Annotated in this window: 22 protein-coding genes and 1 tRNA gene; 14 read left to right on the top strand and 9 right to left on the bottom strand. The window is 33.0% G+C overall.

What is annotated here, in order from left to right:
* The first annotated feature begins 260 nt into the window (after nt 1–260).
* From D1818_RS13245 to D1818_RS13235, 3 genes are read left to right on the top strand one after another with little or no spacing between them, the layout of a single operon-like run.
* On the top strand, nt 261–812 hold the full coding sequence (locus D1818_RS13245) for a TetR/AcrR family transcriptional regulator (protein WP_118459483.1): 552 nt from the start codon (nt 261–263) through the stop codon (nt 810–812).
* A 53-nt stretch (nt 813–865) separates the two neighbouring features.
* Nucleotides 866–1726: an SDR family oxidoreductase gene (locus D1818_RS13240; RefSeq protein WP_118459482.1), complete on the top strand. Its 861-nt coding sequence runs from the start codon at nt 866–868 to the stop codon at nt 1724–1726.
* Nucleotides 1727–1729: 3 nt separating this feature from the next.
* Nucleotides 1730–2089, top strand: a complete 360-nt coding sequence (locus D1818_RS13235; protein ID WP_118459481.1) for a DoxX family protein — start codon at nt 1730–1732, stop codon at nt 2087–2089.
* A gap of 141 nt (nt 2090–2230) precedes the next feature.
* On the opposite strand, the gene D1818_RS13230 is transcribed toward D1818_RS13235, so the two are convergent.
* Both D1818_RS13230 and rseP read right to left on the bottom strand, forming a co-directional pair.
* Nucleotides 2231–2304, bottom strand: a tRNA-Asn gene (locus D1818_RS13230).
* Between the two features lie 92 nt (nt 2305–2396).
* Nucleotides 2397–3713 (bottom strand): RIP metalloprotease RseP, encoded by a 1317-nt coding sequence (gene rseP / locus D1818_RS13225; protein ID WP_118459480.1) that lies wholly within the window; start codon nt 3711–3713, stop codon nt 2397–2399.
* 156 nt (nt 3714–3869) lie between these two features.
* Here rseP and D1818_RS13220 point away from each other — a divergent pair, with 156 nt between their 5' ends.
* Nucleotides 3870–4538, top strand: coding sequence for an SCO family protein (locus tag D1818_RS13220; RefSeq protein ID WP_118459479.1), 669 nt, complete (start codon nt 3870–3872; stop codon nt 4536–4538).
* 75 nt (nt 4539–4613) lie between these two features.
* Here the strand turns inward: D1818_RS13220 and D1818_RS13215 are convergent, their stop codons facing one another.
* The gene (locus D1818_RS13215) at nt 4614–6269 is read right to left on the bottom strand and encodes a hypothetical protein (RefSeq protein WP_118459478.1); all 1656 of its coding nucleotides are present in this window, start codon (nt 6267–6269) and stop codon (nt 4614–4616) included.
* Between the two features lie 331 nt (nt 6270–6600).
* Here D1818_RS13215 and D1818_RS13210 point away from each other — a divergent pair, with 331 nt between their 5' ends.
* From D1818_RS13210 to D1818_RS25340, 3 genes are all read left to right on the top strand, one after another.
* The gene (locus D1818_RS13210) at nt 6601–6828 is read left to right on the top strand and encodes a FeoA family protein (RefSeq protein ID WP_118463709.1); all 228 of its coding nucleotides are present in this window, start codon (nt 6601–6603) and stop codon (nt 6826–6828) included.
* Between the two features lie 14 nt (nt 6829–6842).
* Complete coding sequence (gene feoB, locus D1818_RS13205; RefSeq protein WP_118459477.1) at nt 6843–8939, top strand: ferrous iron transport protein B; 2097 nt, start codon at nt 6843–6845, stop codon at nt 8937–8939.
* A 199-nt stretch (nt 8940–9138) separates the two neighbouring features.
* The gene (locus D1818_RS25340) at nt 9139–9375 is read left to right on the top strand and encodes a hypothetical protein (protein WP_147406220.1); all 237 of its coding nucleotides are present in this window, start codon (nt 9139–9141) and stop codon (nt 9373–9375) included.
* A gap of 23 nt (nt 9376–9398) precedes the next feature.
* Here the strand turns inward: D1818_RS25340 and D1818_RS13200 are convergent, their stop codons facing one another.
* The 3 genes from D1818_RS13200 to D1818_RS13190 all read right to left on the bottom strand — a co-directional run bounded on the left by D1818_RS13200 (nt 9399) and on the right by D1818_RS13190 (nt 11455).
* Nucleotides 9399–10322, bottom strand: coding sequence for a DMT family transporter (locus D1818_RS13200; RefSeq protein ID WP_118459476.1), 924 nt, complete (start codon nt 10320–10322; stop codon nt 9399–9401).
* Between the two features lie 173 nt (nt 10323–10495).
* Nucleotides 10496–10918, bottom strand: a complete 423-nt coding sequence (locus D1818_RS13195; protein ID WP_118459475.1) for a hypothetical protein — start codon at nt 10916–10918, stop codon at nt 10496–10498.
* Between the two features lie 18 nt (nt 10919–10936).
* Nucleotides 10937–11455, bottom strand: coding sequence for a GNAT family N-acetyltransferase (locus tag D1818_RS13190; protein ID WP_118459474.1), 519 nt, complete (start codon nt 11453–11455; stop codon nt 10937–10939).
* Between the two features lie 127 nt (nt 11456–11582).
* Between D1818_RS13190 and crtD the strand changes: the two genes are divergently transcribed.
* From crtD to D1818_RS13175, 3 genes are read left to right on the top strand one after another with little or no spacing between them, the layout of a single operon-like run.
* The gene (crtD, locus tag D1818_RS13185) at nt 11583–13064 is read left to right on the top strand and encodes a 1-hydroxycarotenoid 3,4-desaturase CrtD (RefSeq protein WP_118459473.1); all 1482 of its coding nucleotides are present in this window, start codon (nt 11583–11585) and stop codon (nt 13062–13064) included.
* 4 nt (nt 13065–13068) lie between these two features.
* Nucleotides 13069–13695 carry a carotenoid biosynthesis protein gene (locus D1818_RS13180; protein ID WP_118459472.1) on the top strand — a complete coding sequence of 209 codons (627 nt, stop codon included), beginning with the start codon at nt 13069–13071 and terminating at the stop codon, nt 13693–13695.
* Nucleotides 13696–14838, top strand: coding sequence for a lycopene cyclase family protein (locus tag D1818_RS13175; protein WP_118459471.1), 1143 nt, complete (start codon nt 13696–13698; stop codon nt 14836–14838). It abuts the gene before it with no gap.
* Between the two features lie 7 nt (nt 14839–14845).
* Here D1818_RS13175 and D1818_RS13170 read toward each other — a convergent pair whose 3' ends face one another.
* Together D1818_RS13170 and D1818_RS13165 are read right to left on the bottom strand one after the other, a co-directional pair.
* Nucleotides 14846–15889 carry a transglutaminase-like domain-containing protein gene (locus D1818_RS13170; protein WP_118459470.1) on the bottom strand — a complete coding sequence of 348 codons (1044 nt, stop codon included), beginning with the start codon at nt 15887–15889 and terminating at the stop codon, nt 14846–14848.
* Nucleotides 15890–15962: 73 nt separating this feature from the next.
* Nucleotides 15963–16697 carry a TerB family tellurite resistance protein gene (locus D1818_RS13165; RefSeq protein ID WP_118459469.1) on the bottom strand — a complete coding sequence of 245 codons (735 nt, stop codon included), beginning with the start codon at nt 16695–16697 and terminating at the stop codon, nt 15963–15965.
* Nucleotides 16698–16907: 210 nt separating this feature from the next.
* Here D1818_RS13165 and D1818_RS13160 point away from each other — a divergent pair, with 210 nt between their 5' ends.
* The 4 genes from D1818_RS13160 to D1818_RS13145 all read left to right on the top strand — a co-directional run bounded on the left by D1818_RS13160 (nt 16908) and on the right by D1818_RS13145 (nt 19944).
* On the top strand, nt 16908–17318 hold the full coding sequence (locus D1818_RS13160; protein ID WP_118459468.1) for a BrxA/BrxB family bacilliredoxin: 411 nt from the start codon (nt 16908–16910) through the stop codon (nt 17316–17318).
* Nucleotides 17319–17509: 191 nt separating this feature from the next.
* A complete protein-coding gene (locus D1818_RS13155) occupies nt 17510–18268 on the top strand; it encodes a 1-acyl-sn-glycerol-3-phosphate acyltransferase (protein ID WP_240338262.1) in 759 nt (252 codons plus the stop codon).
* Nucleotides 18269–18278: 10 nt separating this feature from the next.
* Nucleotides 18279–19280, top strand: coding sequence for an acyl-ACP desaturase (locus tag D1818_RS13150; RefSeq protein ID WP_118459466.1), 1002 nt, complete (start codon nt 18279–18281; stop codon nt 19278–19280).
* A gap of 13 nt (nt 19281–19293) precedes the next feature.
* A complete protein-coding gene (locus D1818_RS13145; RefSeq protein WP_118459465.1) occupies nt 19294–19944 on the top strand; it encodes an HD domain-containing protein in 651 nt (216 codons plus the stop codon).
* 113 nt (nt 19945–20057) lie between these two features.
* Here D1818_RS13145 and D1818_RS13140 read toward each other — a convergent pair whose 3' ends face one another.
* Nucleotides 20058–23330 (bottom strand): discoidin domain-containing protein, encoded by a 3273-nt coding sequence (locus D1818_RS13140; protein ID WP_118459464.1) that lies wholly within the window; start codon nt 23328–23330, stop codon nt 20058–20060.
* Nucleotides 23331–23392: the final 62 nt, after the last annotated feature.

The following is a 23392-nucleotide window of genomic DNA, read 5'->3' as shown; positions in this document are numbered from 1 at the left end:
CAGTTATAGGATTTTGCCTCATAATATCTACAAAATGATGTCATTTATCTATTTTAAAAATAGCTGATAAAAGCTATTCCGGAAAAATTATAAAACAATAAACTAGCCTTCGACAGGCTCAGACTGACAAACGTAACCTTCTTCTCCTATTAGAATGACAGTGATAATAGATTAGATATAAGTATTACCTATTCATCTCTAAAATGAAAATATATGTATTAATCTTGGAATAATCATTCCAAGATTAATACATTTGTTCTGTGAATAAAAAGCAGGCAATAGTATCATCCGCTTTAAAACTCTTAACAACCCAAGGAGTTCATAATACTCCAATGTCCGCCATCGCTAAGGATGCAGGAACTGGAATGGGAACTATCTACAATTATTTTCCAAATAAAGAAGTATTAATCAATTGGATCTATGTTGATATTAAAGAGAAGGAAAAAGACGTTTTTTTAGAGTTTCAATCTGATCGACCTATAAAAACTCAATTTGAAAATTATTTTATTTCAGTTGTTGAATTTTTTATTGGGAATCCAAGCTTTTTTAAATTTATGGAACAACTTCATGCCTCTCCAATTATCACTGAAGAAAGCAGAGAGGAAGGTGTTAAATCTGTTGAACCTTTTTTACAACTATTAAGTCAAGGAAAAAAAGAACATATTATTAAGAATATTGAAATTGAAGAATTATTAATGTTTGTTGGTGGAGCTGTTTTATCCTATTTAAGATGGTATTCAATAAAACCAAAAACCAAGAAAACATCTCTAAAAAGTCAGATGCAAATGACTTGGGATGCTATTAAGGAATAAAAAATTTAATTAACCATTGGAATGAATGTTCATTCCAAAATATTCACACAATTATGATTAAAAATGTATTAATTACCGGGACTTCATCAGGTGTTGGTTTAGAAAGTGCTATTCTTTTTGCGAAAAACGACTACAAGGTGTACGCAACAATGCGAAATCTTGCCAAGGCCGATATTCTTAGAAAGAGAATTAAAGAAGAAAATCTGAATATAGAACTATTACAACTCGATGTAACAAAAGTTGATACTATCAGTGCTGCTATAAATACTATTATTGAAAATGACGGAAAAATAGATATTTTATTTAATAACGCGGGAGCAGGTTTCGCTAAAACTACAGAACATGCTACAGAGGATGAAATTCGATGGGTTACAGAAGTCAATTATCACGGTGTTGTTTTCTGTACTCAAGCGGTATTGCCTTTTATGAGAAAGCAAAAGTTTGGTCAGATCATCAATATAACATCTGTTGGAGGTTTAGTCGGGCAACCTTTTAATGAACTATATTGTGGAGCTAAATTTGCAGTAGAAGGTTTTATGGAGGCATTAACTACCTATGTTAGTGATGCTTTTAATATCAAAATCACTTGTTTAGAACCTGGAGGAATAGTTACAGAATTTATGACTTCTGCAATTGACAAAACAAAGGTAGAAGGCGATCTGGCTTCTGGCGAATATTTACCGATATTTCAAAAATATTTAGCGGGGAATCAACAAAGAGCAAATGAAAGCAAAGAACAAGTCTATCAAACAGGCTTGGAAGTTGCTATGGTTGCACTAAAAGTGGCTCAAAGTGAAAATCCACCTTTACGTATGCGTACTTCTAAATGGGCAGAGGACTTTTGTAAACTAAAAACTCAGGCTGACCCCGATGGAAACAAACTAGTACAGCAAATAAAGAACAGTTTTTTATAGAATATGAAAGCAATATACTGGTCAACTACGATTCTATTATCAGCATTTCTTTTATGGAGTGCCTATACATACATGTTCCATAAGCCAACTATTCAAGGGGTTAAAATATTAGGTTTTCCTGATCATTTTAGAATACAGATTGCAGTCTTAAAAGTTATTGCATTAATTGTGATAATAATACCTCAGTTTCCAATTCAAGTAAAGGAATGGGCTTACGTAGGAGTTATTTTATTTTTTGTAACAGCTATTGTAGCGCATACAGCGCATAAGGATCCATTCATTATAACACTAGTCAATCTATTTTTAATAGTTGTAACAATAATATCAAACCTATACTTACATAGATTAGCAAACTTGCATTAATTTTGATTATTAAAGATATAAAATTGATAATCTCAAATACATAATAGAAACAAGCAAAACAGAGTTACTGGATAACTGGTTGGATAAAAAAAGCGATAAAACAAAAAAGCCTTAACTTGAATAAGTTAAGGCTTAATTTTGCTCCCCCTCTTGGGCTCGAACCAAGGACCCTTTGATTAACAGTCAAATGCTCTAACCAACTGAGCTAAGGAGGAATTTCGGTTAACAAGAGAGAAGTGTTTTTCTCTTTTGCGAGTGCAAATATATACTAATTTTTGATACTCAAAAAGATTTTTTTAATTTTTTATCAATTTCCGAAAATTGCGCGGTAGATATCATTACCATTTGCGAAAAGTAATAAAGCAATCAAGATTACAAAACCAACAAGTTGTGCATACTCCATAAACTTGTCATTTGGTTTTCTACCAGCTATAATTTCGTACAATAAAAACATCACATGTCCACCATCCAGTGCAGGTATAGGTAGAATGTTCATAAAAGCTAAAATAATCGATATAAAAGCCGTTGTACTCCAGAAAGCAGCCCAATCCCATACAGGTGGGAAAAGATTCCCTATAGCAGCAAAACCACCAATCTGTGTGGCTCCTTTTTTTGTGAATACATACTTAAATTGTGCGATATAGTCATGAAGCTTCCAATAACTATAATCAAACCCTTTGCTGATGCTTTGACCAAACGAGTATTCTTCTCTGTTTATTTTGTAAAAAACAGGTAATACTCCGATTGTTCCTTCTTCATCAGTTTTTACAGTAATAGTATTCTCAGATCCGTTTCTAAGGTAGGTAATATCAATTTCTTTTTCTTTGTTAGTACTTACTTCTTGTTTAAATTCATGCCACCAAGTTATATTCTTTCCATTAATAGATGTGACTTTATCACCATTTCTAAGTCCAGCAGCATATGCAGGTTTATCAACCACTACTGTATCCAATACAGTCTTGGTTCTAATCCCAAATGGCTTCATAACACCTTCCTCAAACATTGTTTGACCAATATTTTCTGGAATATCAATTGTTTTTGTATTTCCGTCAGCGGATAAAACGGTAATGTTTTTTACATCTCTTAGAAAAAGATACATATTAATATCAGTAGCATCCTTGAAATCCTCTCCATTTACTTTTAGTATTCTATCTCCATCCTGAAATCCAAATCCTTCGAAAATCTCTGCAACCTCATAACCATCAGGAATATCTTCTACAGATACATAAGAAGTTCCCCAGGTGAAGATAATTGCCATATAAATTAAAAAACCAAGAACAATATTTACAGTTACACCACCAAGCATAATAATTAGTCGCTGCCACGCTGGCTTAGATCTAAACTCCCAAGGTTGAGGTGGACCAGCCATTTGCTCTTTGTCCATGCTTTCATCGATCATCCCGGCAATTTTTACATAACCACCAAGAGGTAGCCATCCAATACCATAAACCGTTTCTCCGATTTTTTTCTTGAATAGTGAATATTTTACATCAAAAAACAAATAGAATTTCTCTACTCTAGTCTTAAATAATTTAGCCGGAATAAAGTGCCCTAATTCGTGAAGAACGATTAGAAGAGACAAACTTAATAGTAGCTGTAATGCTTTTACAATAATGGGACTCATATGGTCTTATTCAAAATTAAATCACGCAAAAGTAACCTTTTAGAGTAGTTTATGAAAGAAATCTAGTCTACAGATTGTGGTTTTAATATTTTTTTATGGAAAACTATAATTCTGTAAAAGATAATCCTCGTAATTTTGCAACTCTAAAATATCAGTATGCTTCGATTTTTTTCTAAGTACAAATTCTTTGCCATAGTTTTATTTATTCTATCCGCGATTATTATTTCTATTATTTATTCTATTCTAAAACCAAAACGTGTACTTAGAGTGTATGAACCGGATATGGTGAGTATAGAATTGGTTGATAGTACGGTACAACATGTTCGAAAATATCATAAAATAACGGATTTTAGCTTGTTAAATCAAAATGGAGAGAAAGTAACCCAAGCAAACTATCACAATAAAATATATGTAGCTGATTTTTTCTTTACCACCTGTCAGACGATTTGTCCGATAATGACAGGGAATATGAAAAAGATCCAAGAGGAATTAAAGAATGATCAGGAAACACTTTTATTATCACATACTGTTATTCCTGAAACAGATAGTGTGCCTCAGCTAAAAAAATATGCTTTAGAAAAGGGAGTGGATGATACAAAATGGAATTTAGTTACAGGAGATAAAAAACATATTTATGATTTAGCAAGAAAATCGTATTTGGTTGCAAAAACAAATGGTGATGGAGGGCCTTATGATATGATACATACAGAAAATTTCGTTTTAGTCGACAAAAAGAAACGTATTCGTGGTTTTTATGATGGTACAAATGAAGAAGAAATAGAGCGTTTACTGGAAGATATAGCAGTTTTAAAGAAAGAAAAATAAAATGTCACATTAAACACCTGAATGTTTAATGTGACAATAAGTAAATAGATTTATTATTAAAATGAATCAGATGTATTATTCCTGTAGTGGACAATCAGCGGGATTTTCATCGCACACTTCATTAATCCATTCTTGGAATCCTTCATAAAATGTTTCGTTAAAGAATTCTATAAGTTCATTAAAATCAACTTCCTCAAATAACTCATCAATATCAAGAGGTTCCTGAGGTTTGATATTGTAATTAAGGAACTCAATTTCAGAATCTTGTTCTAACTCTATCACTAGCTTAAGAGGTTGATTCATTACTGTTTCTGTTTGGGTTAATGGGAACGGGAATACCCAATTTTCATTAGCTTCTTCACAAGCTCCAATAGGCCCCGTTAATCTTATTCCTTGTCCACTATTCAAATAATATTCATTGCCAAATAATGACTGAACAGATGTGTTTTCTGGAACATAGTTATAGGGATGAGTTTCTACCACTTGACCTCCATTATCGAGCCAAATAAAACGCGACGCCTTAGATACTTTGATTCCGCAGAAATTATTTGGAAAAATTACTTCTCCATCATATTCAGGAAGTGTAGGCAAAAACTGAACTGGTATTTTGATAGTAGGTTTATCATCGATGATATTCGTGAAATCTAACTCAATACGATAGTTTTGCATCCCCTGAGTTCCATAAGATAATTGAATATAATCTGGCAATTGAGGAAAATCTTCGGGAGTAGGAGGGTTTCCACCTCCTCCTGGAGGATCAATCACTGGATCTGGTTTATCCATCATAAAATCGAATTGATCTTTACTCATTGCATTTTTTACGCGTAAACGAAAAGAGGTATTCGTTTTTGTATTCCAGGAATATGTATATACTTTGGTTGTATTTGCAGGAACTTCGAAACCTTCAGGATATAATCCGTTCGGGTTTTTCATTGATTTCCACTTACCATTAGAGTAATATTCAAAGTATAATTCAGGGCCCACATACGCATCGCAAGGAGGGCTTTGACAAAAACCTCCAGATGTATTGGAGGCAATATGATCATTGTCCCTGTTTTGAATCGCTTTACTACAGATTTTACCTTTCCATTTTTTGATTCCATTCATTACAGCATGGAGCTTATATCTTGGTCCTTTATTACAGTATGAAGCCGGTATACTTGCACAATCATTAATAAAACCAAAATAATTATTAGGCGTCTTATCTAATGCTACAAATTCTGGGGTTCCTAAAAATCCATATGCAATTGAACTTGTAAAATCACTATTCTTACAAGCAATTACCCGAGTAGGATTGCCTTCATTACCAATAGGAAAATCGACTGCTACATCTCTTGCCCATCCTTGTTCCTGTAGTTCACTATTTTTAGCTAATGTTTCTCCATGTTTTATTTTTAGAAAAGATGGAACCTGAGTTCCTGGTTCAGAAAGAGCCCAGAACACTTCTTGCTCTGATACTTCTTTTCCTGCGAGTTTAGTAATATTTTCTAATACAGAGCATTCATTACAATCACTTTCTTCTAATATGAAGGTTCCCTTAAGTTCTCCATCATCAATTTTTTGAAAGCGAACTATATTTCCATTTGATAAGGTGATTTTAGCTTTAGAATCCGAAATTTTGGAATGCTGTTCTAAGCTATTGGTTTTGGATTCATTAACATCAGCTTTCTCGCAAGAAAACAGAAGCAAGACAAATGAATACAACCAAAAGCTATATTTTGAATTTTTCATTATTGTAAGGTTTTATAAGGTATTGTGTACTTACTCTTTTGTAAGGCTTTTCAGTTTCCGCCTTTTCTAAATTTAGATAGGACGAAATTATAAGTAGAAGCATCGATGAATGTCCGAGAATTTTGAAATTCAAAGATTTCGGACTGATTTTGGGTGATTCACCCTATTATGGATAGGTGTAAAAACTGTGATTTTGAAAGTTCTATATAGTAAAGGGAAAGCGTAAAGGTTGTTTTTTAACTATTTGTTATCTGTTTTTCCAGAAGATAGCTTTTTCAATACATATTTTTCCACTACTTTTGCCTTGTTTAAAATTAATCTAAATAAACACTTGAAACTTACTATTGCAAATCTCAAAAAAGGTCAGCGTGCGTTGATTAAGGAAATAACCTCGGATATTATCCCTCTTAAGTTATTAGAAATGGGATGTCTACCAGGTAATGAAGTGCAGTTGTTACAGACAGCACCATTTCAATGCCCTATGTATCTTACAATTAATGGCAGTCATCTTGCCATTCGTAAAGAAATTGCTTCACAGATTGAGATTGAAATTATTTAACAGTATTACTTTTTATGGCCAAGCAGATTAAAGTTTCACTTATCGGAAACCCAAATACAGGTAAAACATCTGTTTTTAATTTGCTAACAGGATTAAACCAGCAAGTCGGTAACTATCCTGGTATTACAGTAGAAAAGAAAGAAGGAGTTTGCAAATTACCTCGTGGAGTAAAAGCTCATATACTGGATTTACCAGGAACATATAGTCTTAATGCATCCTCATTGGATGAAAATGTAGTCATAGAAATCCTTCTGAATAAAAAAGATAAAGATTTTCCGGATGTGGCTATAGTAGTAAGTGATGTAGAAAATCTTAAAAGAAATTTACTCCTTTTCACACAAATAAAAGATTTAGAGATTCCTACCATTCTAGTCATCAATATGGCAGATCGTATGAAGAGAAAAGGAATTTCATTAGATATTCCTCTACTCGAAAAAGAATTAAATACTAAAATCGCATTGGTAAGTGCTAGAAAAAATGAAGGGATAGATGAACTTAAAAAACTAATTCTTTCTTATACTTCTCTACCGACTAAACCTTGTGTTAATGCACTAACGTTTGCTCCAGAATATTTTGATAGACTTAAGCAGGCATTCCCTAATCAGTCACTTTATAAACTTTGGTTGGTAATTACACAAGATGTAAACTTTAGAAAAATTGATAAGCAGAAACCTTCGGTAGCCCCAGATTTTGAGATTAAATCCGAGAGTGAATTGAAGAGATTTCAACAAAAGGAAACTATAAAAAGATATCAGTTTATAAATGAGGTTCTTAAAAAGGGGTTAGTAGTTGATGAAAAAGCAGCAACTGGAATGCGAGCTAAACTGGATCGAGTATTGACACATAAGTTTTGGGGGTACTTCATTTTCTTTGCTATTTTATTATTAATATTTCAGGCGATTTATGACTGGTCATCGTATCCAATGGATTTAATTGATGAAGGATTTGCCTGGCTAAGTGAAGCAACTAGATCTGCACTACCATCAGGACCGTTTGTAGATTTAATTACAGAAGGTATTATACCAGGATTAGGAGGGATCGTAATTTTTATACCGCAGATAGCGTTTTTATTTCTTTTTATTTCTATTCTGGAAGAAAGTGGGTATATGAGTCGTGTCGTGTTCCTTATGGATAGAGTAATGCGACGTTTTGGACTAAGCGGAAAAAGTGTAGTTCCTTTGGTTTCAGGAACAGCGTGTGCAATTCCGGCAGTGATGGCTACTCGAAATATTGAGAACTGGAAAGAGCGTCTTATTACAATTTTGGTGGTTCCATTTACTACCTGTTCTGCTAGACTACCTGTATATTTAATAATTATTGCATTAGTTATTCCTGATGAAAAAATAGGTTGGATATTTAGTTATCAAAGTCTAACACTAATGCTATTGTATTTTATCGGTTTTGGAGCAGCCGTTGGGTCTGCTTGGTTGCTGAATAAAATGCTTAAGATCAAAAGCAAAAACTATTTTGTTATTGAGATGCCGGGTTATAAGATTCCTTTATTTAAAAATGTGGTGATTAATGTGGTCGAAAAAACAAAAGCATTTGTTTTTGGAGCCGGAAAAATAATTTTGGCAATTTCTATCGTTTTATGGGTGCTGGCGAGTTTTGGACCTAATGAAAACTTCAATAATGCTGAAGAAATCATAGCCGCAAAATATACAGATCTTTCTCAAGAAGAATTAGATCAAAAAACAGCATCTTACAAATTAGAATATTCGTTTATCGGTTATGCTGGTAAGGCTATTGAACCAATTGTAGCTCCTCTCGGGTATGATTGGAAAATTGGGATAGGAATTATTAGCTCTTTTGCTGCTAGAGAGGTTTTTGTAGGAACACTTGCTACAATTTATAGTGTGGGTAGTGATGAGGAGGAAACGATAAAAAACAGAATGGCCGCTGAGATAAGTCCGGTAACTGGAGGGCCTTTATTTAATTTGGCTAGTGGAATTTCTTTATTGTTATTTTATGCTTTTGCTATGCAGTGTATGAGTACCTTAGCTATTGTGAAACGGGAAACGAATAGTTGGAAATGGCCGATGGTACAACTTATATTTATGAGTATCTTAGCATATAGCGTGGCATTAATAGCATATCAAGTTTTAAAATAAAAAATATTAGTTTTTGTATCTTTATTCGACTGATTAAATATGAATATTCTTATCCAAAACATATTAGTACTTGTCGTATTTGCAATAGCAATAGGATTTTTGATAAAAAAGTTCTTTTGGAAGCCTCGAGTTTCTTCGGTAAATAAAAAAATACCTGGTTCTTGTGGTAAAGGTGGTTGTGGTTGTCACTAATTGAATCATGACAACTATAATTATTTTAATAGCATACTGGTTTGATTATAAGTCAAATAAAAAGCAGTTCATTTCGGATCTAAGAGGAGGATTGTTATTTTTTCTATTATTATTTTTTACATTCTCTTTATTACATTTTGTTCTAAATCTGGGGATTCTATATGCAGTATTAGCAATTGGAATTGTGATTCCGATAAGTTTGTTGGTAAAATATCTCATTAAAAAGAGTAAATATTATAGGTAATTTTAAGTCTGAAATGGTATAACCTATTTCCTTCGTAACCATTTTACAGAGCCGTTACTGCTGATCAAATACACACCGATAAAAATTAAAACACAGCATAACAGTTTGGTAACAGTAATATCTCCTTGATATTGACTATTAACCACAAAATATGCTATACCAGCAACTAATAACATTGCCACAGCCGGTTGTACATATATATAACTACTAGAAACTGTAGGTTTTACAAACTGCAAGGCAAACACATTTAATAAATACGCTAAAAATGTGGGTCCAATTATCACATAAAATAAGGATATCCAATTAGAAGTTTCATAGGATCCAAAATCTGTATCCAGTAATTGACTAATGCAAAAAGGAAACATAAAGATAAAACCAAAGAAAAAAGTCCAAACAATAACAGTGATAGGTTTATATTTTACCATTAGTGGTTTTACAAGAACCAAGTAGAACGCAAATGCTAATGCATTAATACCTACAAATATATTTCCCTTTAAGGATCCTGTTCCTAAACCAGAGTTGCCTAAATAAATGAGTAAAACAGCTCCACTTCCACCAATACATATACCAATAATCCGTGTTAGTGTTAGTGGTTCTTTTAATATAAAGTAACTAATAATGACTGTAAATATGGGCATCGCAGTAACAATAATGGCCGCATCTACCGGAGAAGTCAAACTCAACCCATTCATAGAGAAGAATTGGTTTGTAGCGACACCTAATAATCCACAAAGTAGTAATCTTGGAATATCTTCTTTTATCACTCGCTCTTTGATAAAAAACTTTAGGATAAAGAACAAGAGTCCAGCTCCACTAATTCTAAGGAAAACCAGAGCGGAAGCACCTATTTTATCAGGCATTAATCCTTTTGCGATAAGATAATTGGCTCCATAGATCATATTAACACATAATAATGCAATATGAGCTTTAGCTTTATTAGAAATCATCCTGTAAAGTTAATGAAACCCGATTTTAAAAAGTTTGAAAAACGCATTTAAAATGCTTGGTAGAATGAATCCTGTTGGAAACGGAATCTAAAATGCATTTTTTTAAATATTTAAACAAACCACTTAGTTAGTGATTTAACAAAAAACATAAAGTAATAAATAATCACTATTATTTATTTAACAACCATTTCTAAATAATACTCAGAAGGATCTGTTTTTTGATCCCCAGAAGGATGTGGACTTAGATTATATCCATATATCGTTTGATCCTCAGATTTTAAGATCTCTTTGTTATTACTAGGTGTAATTCCTTTTGCTCCTATAATTATTAGTTTTTGTTCTAAAAGAGTATCATTCTCATATATCCCAATGATAACTTTTGCCTGTCCTTCCCAAACGCAGGTAACATAAGTTGGACAACGCGAATCTTCTATTACTTTTACAAATTGGATACTTTTAGTTTTAAAATTAACCTTCTTACCTATTTTTAGCTTCGTAATTATTTTAGGAGGGGTTACCTTTTTTGTAGTGTTTTGAGCTTGAGCTTTTATAAAAAGAGGGCTAAAAACTAAAAGTAAATAGATGAATCGTTTCATTATCATTAGGTGTTTATTTTATTGTTGGTTTTTGTTTAATATATAATATCTATGTTCGTCTAGAATTCTACCGTTCTTAACAACAGCTTTTTGGAATATTCCTTCTTTGTTATATCCGTTTTTCTCTAAGGTTTTCATAGACCCTATGTTATGCTCGAATATACCAGAAAAAATTCTAATTAAATTTAATTTTTCAAATCCATATTCGGTAATTAAAGCTACAGCTTTTGTAGCAATTCCATTTCCCCAATAGGGTTCGCCAATCCAATATCCTATTTCAGCTGATTTTCGGTAAATATCTTCTTGTATTATTAAACTTATTACACCACAAAGTTCGTTTTTAAATTCTATACCAAAACTTTGCTTTGGATTTTGCGATTTTGTTAAGTTAATAAAAGATTCTGCGTCATTTTCATGATAAGGATGAGGAATATAGTCTCTTAAATTATTCCAGATATTTTCATTATTAGCAAGTTTCGCTAGCTGTGATTTATCTGATAATTCTAATCCTCTAATTTTAATTTTTTTATCCTTCAAATTAGTAAATTTATTAAGAAAATGTGCTTAGACATATATTTTCTATTAAAGATATATAAAAAACCATACCAAATTATTCAAAATATAATCACTTTCTGTTTTTTACTAATATCTTTACGTGCAGAATATGTCAAATAAGAAAGTAATAATTATAGGATCTGGTATTGCGGGACTTGCAGCAGCAATTCGTTTGCGTAACCAAAATTTTGATGTACAGGTTTATGAAACCAATACGTATCCTGGTGGTAAATTAACTGAAATTCAGACAGATGGATATCGTTTCGATTGTGGACCTTCATTATTTACAATGCCACAATTTGTAACTGAGTTATTTACTAATTCTAAGAAGAAAGTTTCGGATTATTTTGAGTATTCAAAGAAAGAAGTAGTTTGCAATTACTTTTATGAAGATGGAACTAGATTTTCAGCTTTGGCGGATGCCAGAAAATTTGCAATTGAAGCAGAAAAGATATTTGATGTAGAGGAAACAGAAATACTTCGATATTTTAAAAATAGTAAACAGAAATATGATTTAACTTCATCTCTATTTCTAGAAAAATCCCTACATAAATTATCCACGTATTTATCTTTTGATACTATAAAAGCTATTACAAGAATAGGAAATTTAGGGATTAACACTAATTTGCATAATCATAATATCAGTAGTTTTAAGGACCCAAAGCTGGTTCAGTTTTTTGATCGATTTGCAACATATAATGGATCTTCACCGTATCTAACACCGGGAATTATGTCTATGATTCCTCATTTAGAACAGTACTATGGAACTTTTTTTCCAAAAGGAGGAATGCATAGTATTACTAAAAGTCTTTATCAATTAGCCCTTGATTTGGGTGTTACTTTTCATTTTGAATCCAAAATAGATCAAATCATTATAAAAAAGAAAAAGGCAACAGGAGTTACAATAGATAATAAGTACCTGGAAGCTGATGTCATAGTGTCCAATATGGATGTAGTTCCAACTTATCGGAAACTATTACCTGATCAGAAACCTCCTGAGAAAACACTGAAGCAACCTAGATCAAGTTCCGCGTTGATTTTTTATTGGGGGATAAAAAAAGAGTTTCCTGAATTGGATTTGCATAACATCTTTTTCTCAAAAAACTATAAAGAAGAGTTCCAGTATATTTTCGAAAAGAAACAAGTTTCTAATGATCCTACTGTTTACATCAATATTACATCTAAAAATGAATTAAATGATGCTCCGAAAGGATGTGAGAACTGGTTCGTGATGATCAATGTTCCCTGTAATGAAGGGCAAGAATGGGATGAGGTCATCAATCAATCTAGAAAAAATATTCTGGATAAACTTTCAGGAATCTTACAAAGTAATATTGAGGAATTAATCCAAACAGAACAAGTTTTGGATCCAAGAAGTATAGAGCATAATACCCAATCTTATCAAGGGGCGTTGTATGGTTCTAGTAGCAATAATAAATATGCCGCTTTTTTGCGACATCCAAATTTTTCAAAAAAAATTAAGAATCTTTATTTCTGCGGGGGCAGTGTTCATCCTGGTGGCGGAATTCCATTATGCTTATTGTCTGGAAAAATAGTTTCCGAATTAATCCAGAAAGATTTTAAATCCTAAAAACATGCGTGCAGAAAGAAAACTACTTATTTCTATCATACTAATTTGGTTATTCAATATTTCAGGAATTATAGGGATTCTTATTGGATATGATGATTGGTTTTTGCCTTTGACTCCTCTTAATTTGTTGTTGTATTTAGGGTTGATTATTTGGAATTCTAAATTCAATAAGTTTTTAATCTTAGGATTATTAATTCCTTTTAGTATAGGAATGATTACAGAATACTTAGGAGTGAATTATGGATTAATTTTTGGGAATTATCAATATGGCGAAAACTTAGGTGTTAAGATTTTAGGAGTTCCCTGGATTATAGGAGCGAATTGGGCCTTATTAGTGTATTGTACTTCGGCTATTTCGAAAAAAATACATCCTAGTGCAGTAGTTTCCTCATTTATTGGAGCAGTACTAATGGTTGCTCTAGATGTTATTATAGAAGTTTCCGCACCAAGATTTGATTTTTGGGAGTTTGAAAATGGAGTAGTTCCTTTACAAAATTATGTTGGATGGCTGATCACTGCATTTATAGCACATCTTTTATTTCAAAAAGTTTATAAAACCTTACATTATGGCATATCGGTTCATGTTTTCCTAGCTATATTTATCTTTTTTACCACATTTTTATTCTATTAGATGCAAAAGTATGACTACATCATTACAGGTACAGGTGCATCGGGTTTGATGCTGGTATATCAAATGTTGACGGATGGTTTTTTTGATCAAAAACAGATACTCTTAATAGATAAAGAGATAAAAAATCAAAATGATCGTACCTGGTGTTTTTGGGAAGAAGAAAAAGGAGTTTGGGATGCTGTAGTTTCAAAAAAATGGAGTCATGTTTTCTTTGGTAGTGAAGATTTTTCAGATACCAAAGACATTTCACCTTATAAGTACAAACTCATTCGAAGCAAGGACTTTTATAATTTTGTTTTTACATTTTTACAGGAAAAATCTAATGTCACTTTGGTGCAAGAAAAGTTGATTGGTCTTGTTGATGAAGGTGACATTGTAGAGGTAGAAACGGATAAAAGAAAATACTTAGGAGATAAAGTTTTCAATAGTGTTCTATTATCTTCAGCGTATAAAACACAACAACGATATCCGCTATTAAATCAGCATTTTATTGGATGGTTCATAAAGACTGAAACTCCTATTTTTGAAATAGACACAGCTACTTTTATGGATTTTAAGGTAGATCAGAAAGGTAATACACGGTTTATGTACTTTTTGCCAACTTCAGAAACCGAAGCTTTGTTTGAATACACATTATTCTCTAAAGAACTTCTTTCTAAATCAGCATATGAAACGGAAATCAAAGTATATTTAGAGTCCAAAGGAATTAAAGAATATCAAATTACGGAAAAAGAGAAGGGTTGTATTCCAATGACCTGCTACGAATTTAGAAAACAAAATTCTAAGAATATACTTCACATAGGAACAGCGGGAGGATGGACAAAACCCAGCACCGGTTTTACATTTCGTAATTCTGAGAGAAAAGTAAAAAAACTTGTTGCGTTTCTTAAGAAGAATAATGACCTATCTAGATTCGAAAAGCGAACTAAATTCTGGTACTATGATTTATGGTTACTGGATTTTTTGTCAAAAGAAAATCAAAACGGAGCAGCCTTGTTTTCCAGGTTATTCAGAAGAAACAAAACAATCAAGATTCTTAAGTTTTTAGATGAAGAAACGTCTTTTTTAGAAGATATAAAAATTATGTCGACTATGCCAATAGCAAAGTTCTTAAAAATAATATGGAAAAGGTTCCTTAAATAAAATTGATTTATTCTATTTTAAAACCAACCATTGGGATTTCATTTATAACAATGATAAGTTCTTTAGCATTAGGAATAGTAGTTAGATCAATATCGAGTCCAATTTTTCCTTCATTGTATGCTATTTCTCCTGTATAATTGAATTGTGTGTTATTGATTAGATAAATAATAGAATATACAGGTTCCTTATACTCAATAACAAACTTCTGAATGGTGTTATCTTCTTTCTTAAGGATTCCTGAAGAAGGAGTAATTAAATTAAAATCTTGGGATTTTTTATGGTTATAGAATAATGGAGCTTCAGAAAATGTTTCTTTGGTAATACTTTCTGTTAACAAACTATTCTCGTAAAAATCAGGGTAGTGCTCTTTTATGAATACTTCAGGAGCTGTTCCAAAATAAAAATAATTAGGTTTTTCTACGAATTTTTTAGCGTCAATGTCATAATACCCAGTACTTCCCCAAGTAGCATCAATTAAATATTTTTTAAAATTAATTTCTATGATATTCCATGCGTGATCGATCCGATATTCTTTTCCGATGTGATTTATTTGATTTTTAGCTTTTCCTAATACATAAAAACAAGTAATTTCAAGATGATCACAAAGATCCTTATAAAGTTGAGTGTAACCTTCACAAACAGCGGTCCCATTTGAGATGACTCTTTTAGAAATTTTTTCTCTGTATTTTTTTTCAGTCTTTAAATGTTTTTTGGATCCTGATTTTGTTTTGTCATAATCCATATAGTTAGTGGAGCGAAAACTAGGGAAAGGATTATGGCGAACTGATTTATATGAATTAGCATAATCGGTATAATATTTTCCAGATTCTTTATAATCATACAATATGTTCTTTGTTATCCAGGAAAATACGGCTTTCGCCTTATCTAATTCAGAATCAAAATCTTTTGAAATTTGATCTGCAAGTTTTTTTGAAGTCTTAAATTTTTTAGGATATAGACTCACAATAGAATCAATCCTATCGAAGTCTTGACCATTGGATTGATAAAAAGATAGTAGGCCAAATAAAATAAGAAATACCAGCTTATACATATATTATTTTAGCATCAATTATTAAACCAAATAAGTTACAATTAATAGTTTAATTCTGAAAAGGAACCACTAATTATATCATACCCCGCTCTTTTTGAATCTGTTCGTAAGCTTTTTGCACTTCTTTAAATTTTTCTTCAGCCCCTTTGATATGAACTGGATCCATATGCTGTACCTTGTCTGGATGGTATTTTTTTGCCATTGTTCGATATGCCTTTTTTATTTCGGCATCAGAAGCAGTTTTTTCAATCTCCAGAATTTTATAGGCGTGATCCCCAGTTTTAAAGAACATTGCCTTGATACTTTCAAAATCACTAAAATTCACACGCATAAAACCAGCCATTTTTTGAATTTCTATGGCTTCAGCTTGACTTACATTTCCATCTGCATTAGCAATTCCGAAAAGAAAATGAAGAATTTGGAGCCTAGCAGCATATTGGGTGCGCTGCGTTAGAAACATACAAATTCGCTGAGCAGAAATCTCCCTATTTTTTATGATTTCGTTAAAAGTTCTAAAGGTGGCATTGGCACGTTCTTTACCGTAAGCGCTTACAAAGTATTGTCGTACATAATCTAGTTCTGTTTGATTAACGCGACCATCAGCTTTTATTACGATAGATGAAAGAGAAAGTAAATTAAGTTCGAAATCACCCGGACTCACTTGTTTTTCCTGAGTAAATACTTGAGTAAAACCCTTACTTCCTTTAGTTCTTGTAGCATCAAACAAGCTGCCTAAAATAAAACCTAGTATCGCTCCAGGGAATCTGAAAAATACACCTCCTACCAAAGCAGCAATCCATTTAATCATTCATAGTCAATTTTGAAGGTGTAAAGATAATTCAATTATTTACACAAATTCATTTATATCCTATTAGTAAGATACTATGGAGTTTTGTTACTAAAAATAATAATTAAGATAGTAATAGAGATCTTTTCCGACTACTTGGCAGTCATAAGGATGTGGTACATTATTTGTATCTTTGCATCAAAGTTTTAAATAAAAAAATAGTTAAGAAATATGTATCCAGCAGATTTAGTAAAACCAATGCGTGAAGACCTAACTAATATAGGTTTTGATGAATTACAAACAGCAGCAGATGTAGAGGCTGCAATTGCAAAAGAAGGGACTACTCTAGTGGTTGTGAATTCGGTATGCGGTTGTGCCGCAGCGAATGCGAGACCAGGAGCAAAAGCATCTTTGGCTAATAATAAAAAACCAGATAATTTAGTAACTGTTTTTGCAGGAGTTGATCGTGAAGCAACGGATAAGGCACGTGGATTTATGGTGCCATTTCCTCCTTCATCACCATCGATGGCTCTGTTTAAGAATGGAGAACTAGTGCATATGTTAGAGCGTCATCATATCGAAGGAAGACCTGCAGATATGATAGCAGAAAATTTAAAAGATGCTTATAATGAGCATTGCTAGACTATTATAAGTTGATTGTAAAATATAGATAAACCACTTACAGCTGTAAGTGGTTTATGTTTTGATATCATTTATAACCTAAGAATTGTTTCCTAATGTTTTAGTGATCGTAATTTTATGGACTAAAGAATTGGCTAACTAAAAATAATATCAGACCTTGCACAATGGTAACACAAGTCAAAAATTATTAATTGCTAAGAGAAGGTATGGGGGCTTTAAAAAGGATAATTTCATATCCGCTTTCGATAGTTTTCTATTTATTTTTTGGATTAACACTGTGTGTTTTTCAACCATTGCAGTGGCTTGGAGTCAAATTAGGTGGAGCAAAAAGCCATAGAGGTGTAATAAACCTGATGAATCTTTGTTTATTACGATGTTTGCATGTCTTAGGGGTAAGGATAAGTTTTAAAAACCAATATAAGTTACCAAAAGACCGTTCCTTGATTGTTGTTTCGAATCATCAAAGTATGTTTGATGTTCCTTTAATATCTTGGTATTTACATTCCCATAAGCCAAAATTTATTTCAAAAATTGAATTGGGTAAAGGAATTCCAAGTATTTCTTTTAATTTAAGGCATGGAGGACATGCATTAATTGATAGAAAGAATCCGAAACAATCGATACCTGCAATTTCTGACTTCGGAAAATATATTTCTGAAAACAAGTTTGCAGCGGTTATTTATCCTGAAGGAACGAGAAGTAGAAACGGACAACCAAAAGAGTTTGCGCATACAGGTTTAAAGATATTGATGAAGAGGGCTGCGGATGCATTGATCGTTCCGGTGACCATTAATAATAGTTGGAAACTGGTGCGATATGGTAATTTCCCGATGGGAATAGGAGTGCATCTTACGCTAGAAGTACAAGAGCCTATTGAACCACAAGGATTATCAATAGAAGAAGTATTGAATATCACAGAAAAGAGAGTGATCTCAACTATAAAAACGTAAAAACATAGTCATGGCTATAGATAACATAAGACTAGAGGTAATGCAATTACTGGAGAAAAAAATCGAATCCTATATTGATAGATTTTTGATTCCCATAGATAAGGTATGGCAGCCTACCGATTTTTTACCTAATTCTCAGAATGAAGACACTTTTTATGATGAGGTTAAAGAGCTAAGAGAATTAGCGAAAGAACTTCCATATGATTTCTGGGTAGTTTTAGTAGGAGATACGATTACAGAAGAGGCGCTACCTACCTATGAATCTTGGTTAATGGACGTTGAGGGAGTTAATCAACACGAAGGAGAAGGAGGAAATGGTTGGTCTAGATGGGTTCGTTATTGGACCAGCGAGGAGAATCGACACGGGGATACCTTAAATAAATATTTATATCTATCTGGAAGAGTAAATATGATAGAGGTAGAGCGTACTACACAACATCTAATTAATGATGGCTTTGATATTGGTACAGATAGAGATCCGTACAAAAATTTTATATATACTAGTTTCCAAGAATTAGCAACTAATATTTCTCATAGCCGAGTGGCTAAGTTAGCTAGAGGATATTCGAACAAATCATTGGCTAAGATGTGTAAGATTATTGCAGGTGATGAAATGCGTCATTTTAATGCCTATAGTGAATTTGTAAAAAATATTTTTGAGGTAGATCCTAGCCAGATGATGGTCGCGTTTAGTGATATGATGAAGCATAAAATTGTAATGCCAGCAGTGTTTTTAAGAGAATCTGGGAATACGATTGGTAGTGCTTTTGAAGAGTTTTCTAATGCAGCTCAACGATTAGGTGTGTATACTTCTCAGGATTATATAGACATTATGCAACGTCTGATAGATAAATGGGAAATTGATAAACTAGTAGATCTTACAGATGATGCCGAAAAAGCGCGTGATTTCGTAATGAGACTACCGGCTAGAATGCAACGTATCAGTGAAAGGTTGGTAATTCCGGAAGAAGTTTTTGAATTTAAGTGGGTACAACCTGCATTGATTAAATAACTGGTAAATACGTATGATTGAAGATCAGATCATAAGTAAAACTGTAGATTTTGTAAAAAACACACTTCACGGAGCAGAAGGAGGACATGATTGGTTTCACATCCAAAGAGTGTTTAAAACATCACAAAACATAGCCAAAGATGAGGATGTCGATTTTCTGATAGTTTCTTTGGGAGCATTACTTCATGATATTGCTGATTCTAAGTTTCATAATGGAGATGAAACTATTGGGCCTAAAGTAGCAAGTGATTTTTTAGTAAGTATAGAAGTTGATAAAAGAATCATAGATCATGTGGTTCTTATTATAGAAAATATTTCTTTTAAAGGAGGAAATACTTCACAAAAATTTAAATCTCCCGAATTAGATGTTATACAAGATGCAGACCGGCTGGATGCTATAGGAGCTATAGGAGTTGCTAGGTGTTTTAATTATGGAGGATTCAAGAATAGAGTCCTATATGATCCCGAAATAGCACCTAATCTTACTATGACAAAAGAAGAATATAAAAGTTCTACCGCTCCAACAATTAATCATTTCTACGAAAAACTATTGTTACTTAAAGATAGAATGAATACCAAAACTGGTAAAAAAATAGCAGAGGAAAGACATCGTTTTATGGAGGTCTTTTTAGAGCAGTTCTATAGAGAGTGGGAAGGGCAGTAAAAAATGTATTTGTTGTGTATAAACTTGCTATAAAATAAGTACAGAGTCGAAAGCAAAATTGTATTGACCCTGTACTTTAAAAAAGCATAAATATGACGATTGCTTATAACTTACTATTGTTTTAGAATCTTTATATTTTTCTGTACTCCATCTTTTTGCATCTTTAAGATGTAGAAGCCTTTTGCTAATTTCTGTGTATCAATTGTTGCCTGTTTTCCATTGATAGAAATTTTAGTTTTCTGAACAGCACCATTTGATCCGATAAGTTGAATGGAACGAGCTGTTTTTTTAGAGCTAATTCCACCTATGGTTATCTTATCTGTAAAGGGTATAGGGAATACTTTGATTCCATCAAAATCGGTAAGATCTACCAATGGTGGAGTAGTATCAGTATTTTGAATTGCAGGCATTATATCGGTTTGTTCTGATGTGTTATACCTAACCGTGAATTCTGCAACAGATGCCCATCGTTTATCATCGACTTCAGAAAGTGCTCTGAAATAAAGATAGCGACAATTAAAATTGTCAAACTCTACTGTTTGTTTTAAAGTAGATTTCTGAAAAGTTCCTGCAGATAACTGAATCCAAGCATTACCATCCCAACCAAAAAGTATATAATCTTTTACCATTCCAGTGGTACCTGTTTGTCTTCCTTGATAAGAAAATCCAACTAAGTCCCTCGATACACCAAGGTCAATGGCAATAAAATGAGGATGAGATGTGTTATCATCGTACCAATTAGAGTGCCAATAGGTGTTTGGGTCACCATCTGCTGCTTTTTCTTTGGCATGATCAGCATTTGTCGTTTCCTCACTATTAGTATCGTAGACCACGCAACCTTCACAATTGTCAATAATATCAGGAGGATTGACAATAGTTCCTACTTCTACCTGTATCAAATTTGAGTAATTAGAATAACTATCTACATCATAAGCTCTAACTCTATATGAATAAATTCCATCTGCTACGTTTTTATCAATATAGTTGGTTACACCAGTCCCTACATAATCTATCCTTTCGAACGAGTTACCACTACTTCTTTCAATAGTAAAACCATTTTCATTATTAGAATTATCTGCCCAAGTTAAGGTTACATCATTTTGATTAATTTGCGATGTTAACTCACTTGGTGGATTGATTTCATCAGTGTCGGTACCTTCATCAAAAAGATCAGCTTCCCATATTCCACGCCCGTAGGTAGCAACACGAATTTTTCGAGTAGGATAGTGTATTTCTAAATCTGAGGTTTGTACCCTTGGTAAGTTTGTAGAGAAAGGTATCCAAGAATCAAGAGTGTCATTCGTATAATATACTCCAGATTGCATTCCTACATATAATCCATTGGCAGCAGTGTCATCAAAAACTAAGCATTGAGCAGAAATATTAGGTAGGTTTCCTCTTATGTTTGTCCAAGTATTTCCTGAGTTTGTAGAAATATATACTCTGGATCCTGTAGCTGCTATAGCTACTCTTTCAGGATTGTTAGGATCTACCGAGATAAAGTTTACATCTCCTCTAAAATCACTTACTTCAGTCCAAGAAGGATTATTACTTTGCCCATTTTTGGTTCTCCATACTCTTCCTTCTTCAGCTATATAAATGTAGTTGTTGTTAGAGTTTGCAATTGCGATTTCATCTAGTTTACCACTAATATTGATATTTGCTGTAATGTTTCTCCAACTGCCATTACTACCTCCATTATTACTCCGGTATAGGTCGTTATAACCAACATATATCTTTTTGTTATCAATTGGATCCATCATAAATGGAGTTACCCATTCTCCACTAAAGTTTCCTGGCTTACTTATGTTTCCAATACTATTTCCACCATCAGTACTTTTATAAAGAGATCCGAATTGAACAGTTCCGTAAACAGTATTTTTGTTTTTATGATCTATGAAGCATTCCATTCCATCAGCTCCTAACCATTCTTTAAATTGACGATTAGAACCGCTCATAATATTAGTTCCATTATCCTGAGCACCTCCTACGATCATATTGGCATCCGTTTTAGCACCTCCAATGCGATAATATTGTCTTACTGCTAATCCGCCTTGGGTAAGATCGGTCGTGTTATTTCCTCTATCTCGACTTCTAAAAATACCACCGTCAGAGCCTATATATATGGAACCTTTTACATACTGCATTACTTCTATATCAGCATGTACATAGGAACGATCACCAGGAGAACTCCAAGTTGCTAAGGTGGTAAAACTCGAACCACCGTCTAAAGATCTGGAATAATTCATTCCTCCTACATGAACTTCATTTGCATTAGTGTCTGATACGGTGATAGCCATATCACGAGAAGCCTGAGTGAAATAAATCTGATCAGTGGAAATATTATTATAACTTGCACGAATACTAAAACTGGTTCCTTCGTTTAACGATCTATATAGATATCCAAAACCGCTTCCTCTTTTCTGTACAAGATATACAGCGTTTGGATTTGCTGGCGTCACAGCCATCTTCATACGTTCACTACTAGCAATACCGCTGGTAACTCGGTTAAAAGAGCTTCCGCTGTTAGTAGATCGATAAAAACTTGTTCCGCAGGCGTACACTATATTTGTGTTTCCAGGTTTAAAGGCGACATCTTCAGAACGCGTGTTTAGAACATTGCTAAAATTGGCACCACCATTGGTGGACCTATAAAGTGCTTTAGTAGTACCAATAAATATAAGATCACTATTGGGGTGAATAAGGATGGTCCTCGGTGTACCACTTACCCTGTAAATTTGTGACCAGGAATTCCCACCATTAGTAGATTTCATAATTTGACCTGCAGAATTTCCTAAATAAACAATGTTGCTGTTATTTGGATCGATAGCGATTGACCATATAGACATATTTGCCATTTGATCTCCTAAGGGTTTCCAGTTTTGACCAGCATTAGTGGACTTCCAGATCCCTCCTCCCGGAGATCCTGCATATATCGTATTTTGTTGATTTGGTTCTACAGCTATTGCTGTAATTCTCCCTAATCCAGGAGACCAGCTTCTGGTACGTGTCCAGTTAAAAGGCCCAAGTTCGGTCCAACCACTATTTTGTTGAGCATTTTTATTTAATGATTCTGTGTTTTTCAGAAATTTTTCAGTTTCATCTACTACTTTGCGGTCACTTATTATATATCCATTAGTGTCAGCATTTCTCTTCGCCCAATATAGGTTTCGCATAAATAGCTTATAACCACTTCCTTTTCCTTTATCTCTATTTTCAAAATGACGTTTTCCTATGCGCTCTAATTTTTTTATTTTGACGTTTTCTTCTTCCATAACTTGGAAAAATTCTTGTGCTTTTAATGGTATATAGCATATGTTCATAAATAACAGTAAGAGAAATACCTGTCTTTTTTGTAGTGCATATATGGTTTTAAAAAGTATCATAATATTTTTTTGGTTAAAAGAATAGTTTGATAATGGATACTGAAAAATCTTCAGTATCCATT

It is taken from the genome of Aquimarina sp. BL5, from assembly GCF_003443675.1.
GTDB lineage: Bacteria > Bacteroidota > Bacteroidia > Flavobacteriales > Flavobacteriaceae > Aquimarina.
The sequence above is the reverse complement of the archived record's forward strand: the minus strand, read 5'-3'. Positions and strand labels throughout refer to the sequence as shown.

Coding starts and splice junctions, on each gene's coding strand:
- D1818_RS13240 (WP_118459482.1), top strand. CDS start 866: ATGATTAAAAATGTATTAATTACCGGGACTTCATCAGGTGTTGGTTTA.
- D1818_RS13235 (WP_118459481.1), top strand. CDS start 1,730: ATGAAAGCAATATACTGGTCAACTACGATTCTATTATCAGCATTTCTT.
- rseP (WP_118459480.1), bottom strand. CDS start 3,713: ATGAGTCCCATTATTGTAAAAGCATTACAGCTACTATTAAGTTTGTCT.
- D1818_RS13220 (WP_118459479.1), top strand. CDS start 3,870: ATGCTTCGATTTTTTTCTAAGTACAAATTCTTTGCCATAGTTTTATTT.
- D1818_RS13215 (WP_118459478.1), bottom strand. CDS start 6,269: ATGAAAAATTCAAAATATAGCTTTTGGTTGTATTCATTTGTCTTGCTT.
- feoB (WP_118459477.1), top strand. CDS start 6,843: ATGGCCAAGCAGATTAAAGTTTCACTTATCGGAAACCCAAATACAGGT.
- D1818_RS25340 (WP_147406220.1), top strand. CDS start 9,139: ATGACAACTATAATTATTTTAATAGCATACTGGTTTGATTATAAGTCA.
- D1818_RS13200 (WP_118459476.1), bottom strand. CDS start 10,322: ATGATTTCTAATAAAGCTAAAGCTCATATTGCATTATTATGTGTTAAT.
- D1818_RS13195 (WP_118459475.1), bottom strand. CDS start 10,918: ATGAAACGATTCATCTATTTACTTTTAGTTTTTAGCCCTCTTTTTATA.
- crtD (WP_118459473.1), top strand. CDS start 11,583: ATGTCAAATAAGAAAGTAATAATTATAGGATCTGGTATTGCGGGACTT.
- D1818_RS13180 (WP_118459472.1), top strand. CDS start 13,069: ATGCGTGCAGAAAGAAAACTACTTATTTCTATCATACTAATTTGGTTA.
- D1818_RS13175 (WP_118459471.1), top strand. CDS start 13,696: ATGCAAAAGTATGACTACATCATTACAGGTACAGGTGCATCGGGTTTG.
- D1818_RS13170 (WP_118459470.1), bottom strand. CDS start 15,889: ATGTATAAGCTGGTATTTCTTATTTTATTTGGCCTACTATCTTTTTAT.
- D1818_RS13165 (WP_118459469.1), bottom strand. CDS start 16,697: ATGATTAAATGGATTGCTGCTTTGGTAGGAGGTGTATTTTTCAGATTC.
- D1818_RS13160 (WP_118459468.1), top strand. CDS start 16,908: ATGTATCCAGCAGATTTAGTAAAACCAATGCGTGAAGACCTAACTAAT.
- D1818_RS13150 (WP_118459466.1), top strand. CDS start 18,279: ATGGCTATAGATAACATAAGACTAGAGGTAATGCAATTACTGGAGAAA.
- D1818_RS13145 (WP_118459465.1), top strand. CDS start 19,294: ATGATTGAAGATCAGATCATAAGTAAAACTGTAGATTTTGTAAAAAAC.
- D1818_RS13140 (WP_118459464.1), bottom strand. CDS start 23,330: ATGATACTTTTTAAAACCATATATGCACTACAAAAAAGACAGGTATTT.